The 2,390-nt window shown below is 74.0% G+C and carries 3 protein-coding genes and 1 pseudogene; 3 read left to right on the plus strand and 1 reads right to left on the minus strand.

Going from position 1 to position 2,390, the window contains the following annotated elements; all coding sequences use genetic code 11:
* Window positions 1-485, plus strand: a 485-nt coding sequence (locus H5J33_RS31325) for an aminotransferase class IV (RefSeq protein ID WP_181798140.1), incomplete at its 5' end; no start/stop codon positions are given.
* Window positions 486-615: 130 nt separating this feature from the next.
* Window positions 616-1,440, plus strand: coding sequence for a GNAT family N-acetyltransferase (locus H5J33_RS31330; protein WP_181798141.1), 825 nt, complete (start codon window positions 616-618; stop codon window positions 1,438-1,440).
* Between the two features lie 35 nt (window positions 1,441-1,475).
* Here the strand turns inward: H5J33_RS31330 and H5J33_RS31335 are convergent, their stop codons facing one another.
* A complete protein-coding gene (locus tag H5J33_RS31335) occupies window positions 1,476-2,009 on the minus strand; it encodes a DsbA family protein (protein ID WP_181798142.1) in 534 nt (177 codons plus the stop codon).
* A gap of 184 nt (window positions 2,010-2,193) precedes the next feature.
* Here H5J33_RS31335 and H5J33_RS31340 point away from each other — a divergent pair.
* Window positions 2,194-2,390: pseudogene (locus tag H5J33_RS31340) on the plus strand (hypothetical protein); the annotation flags it as partial.

The following is a 2,390-nucleotide window of genomic DNA, read 5'->3' on the forward strand; positions in this document are numbered from 1 at the left end:
CCGAGACCACCCGCCGCCCCGACTCCACCGCGGCGGTCACCGTCCCGTGGACCCGCAACGAGCGCGGCGCCCTCGCCGGTGTGAAGAGCACGTCGTACGCCGAGAACCTCGTGGCCCTCGACCGGGCCCGCCGACTCGGCGCCTCCGAGGCCCTGTTCGGCAACACGGCCGGACTGCTCTGCGAGGGCGCCGCGACGAACGTCTTCGTCGTCCTGGACGGCGAGATCCACACCCCGCCGGTCGCCTCCGGCTGTCTGCCCGGCATCACCCGCGCCCTGGTCGTCGAGTGGACGGGCGCCCGGGAGACCGACCTGCCGCTGGACGTCCTCCAGCGCGCCGACGAGGTCTTCCTGACCTCGTCGCTGCGGGACGTACAGGCCCTGCACCGCGTCGACGGCCGCCAACTGCCCGGCGCCGACGGCCCGGTGACCGCCGAGGTGATGCGTGTCTTCGACGAGCGGTCCGGGAGGGACCTGGACCCCTGAGCCGACGGCCGGACCGGCGACGGCGAGCCGGGATCCACCGGCGCCGGGGGCCGGGACCTGGGGCGAGGCCCCCGGGGTGGGAGCGGAAAACCGGCTGACTGTGCCGGCCGGCAGGGGTAGAACGTCTGTGATGACGACGACCCTGCGGCCGGCCGAGCCGCTCCGGCACAACCCCGACGGGACCCGCTCACGGCGCTACGCGGTGTGCGTGAACAGCCGTCCCGTCGGCGAGATCCACTTGGGCACCTCGCCGTCCTTCGGCGACTCCGTGGCCCGCATCGTCGACCTGCGGGTCGCCGAGCCCGACCGGCGGCGCGGGCGGGGCACCGTGGCGGCGCTGGCCGCGGAGGAGGTGGCCCGGGGCTGGGGCTGCGCGCAGGTGGAGGCCCTGCTGCCCGTCGCGGCCGAGGCCGCCCTGAGCCTGTTCCGCACCCTGGGCTACACCGTGCGCAACCGCGGCATGGAGAAGCGCCTGGACGGCACCCCGCCCGCCCTGCCCCCGGGCAGCCGTGCGCGGCCCATGACGGGGGAGGAGTTCGACGCCTGGCTGGAGGCGGAGCGCGAGCAGCACGCGCGTATGTGGATCGAGCGCGGCATCCCGGAGGCCGCCGCCCGCGCCAAGTCCCGCGACGACCACGCACGGCTGCTGCCGCACGGCCTCGCGACCGACGGCATGCTCTTCAGCGTGCTGGAGCACGAGGACAGAGCGGTGGGCACCCTGTGGGTGGCACTCCAGGAGGGCAAGGCGTACGTGTTCGACGTGCAGACGTACCCGGCTTACCGGGGCCGGGGACACGGCCGTACGCTCATGCTCCTCGCGGAACAGCACGCGACCGGCTCCGGCCGCCCGGTCCTGGGCCTCAACGTCTTCGCGGGCAACACCCCCGCCGAGGCGCTGTACGCGTCACTCGGCTACGAAACGGTGACGTACTCCTTGAGCAAGCCGCTGCTGTAGGCGCCACGGCGGGCACCGGGCGGCCCGGCGGGCGCTCAGCCCTGTCCGGAGGCGCGGTCGGCCAGCAGGCGGTCCGCGATCTGCTCGATGCGTTCGCGCAGGCCCTCCTGGCTCTTTCCGCCGTCGAGGCGCTCGCCGCCGATGACGTACGTCGGCGTGCCGGTCACGCCGATGGCCTTGCCCTCGGCCTGGTCGGCGTCCACGACCAGGATGTGCCGGCCGTCGATCAACGCGGTGTCGAACTCCTCGGCGTCCAGCCCCAGTTCCCGAGCGACCTCGACCAGGAAGGGTTCCCCCCGACGGTCCAGCTCCGCCACCCGCTCCAGCACGGCCTCCACGTACGGCCAGCCCTTGCCCTGCTCCAGCGCCTCCTCGGCGGCCTGCGCGGCGGCGAAGGAGTGCTTGTGCTTCTCCAGGGGGAAGTGCCGCAGTCGCAGCTCCAGCCGGTCGCCGTAGCGGGCACGCAGGGCGCGTACGTCGTCCAGGGCCGTACGGCAGTCGGGGCACTGCAGCTCACACCAGACGTCGAGGACGAGGGCATCGGTGCGGGCGGGGGAGGAGTCGCTCATGCCCCACAGTCTTCCAGGCCGGGACCGGGCGGCCCAACCGGACCTCGGCGCGCGGGCGGGCCGAGGTCCGGGACTCCAGTAGGAGAGGACCCGGAGATGTCCCTGATGTCCGGCTGGAACATGGCCTCGCGGGGATCCGGCGGTGCACGATGGAAGCGACGACCGAGCCCGCCAGGAGGACCGGATGCTTGCCGAGACAGTCTGCTCCGCCGTTTCCGCGGCGGGCCTGGGTATCGCGGTGGTCACGGCCTACCGCAGGCGTTTCCTGGCGGCGGCCCGCCTCGCGGCCTACGCGCTCGTCCCGGTCGGACTGGTGATGACCGGCGTGGTCGGCTGGCTCGCCGACACCGCGCTGAGTCCCACCGCCTGGGCCGGCTTCGG

The organism is Streptomyces sp. WELS2, from assembly GCF_013870595.1.
Taxonomy (GTDB): Bacteria; Actinomycetota; Actinomycetes; order Streptomycetales; family Streptomycetaceae; genus Streptomyces.

What these genes read in the sequence shown, in the direction of transcription:
- H5J33_RS31335 (WP_181798142.1), bottom strand. Translation starts at nt 2,009, where the DNA reads ATGAGCGACTCCTCCCCCGCCCGCACCGATGCCCTCGTCCTCGACGTC.
- H5J33_RS31330 (WP_181798141.1), top strand. Translation starts at nt 616, where the DNA reads ATGACGACGACCCTGCGGCCGGCCGAGCCGCTCCGGCACAACCCCGAC.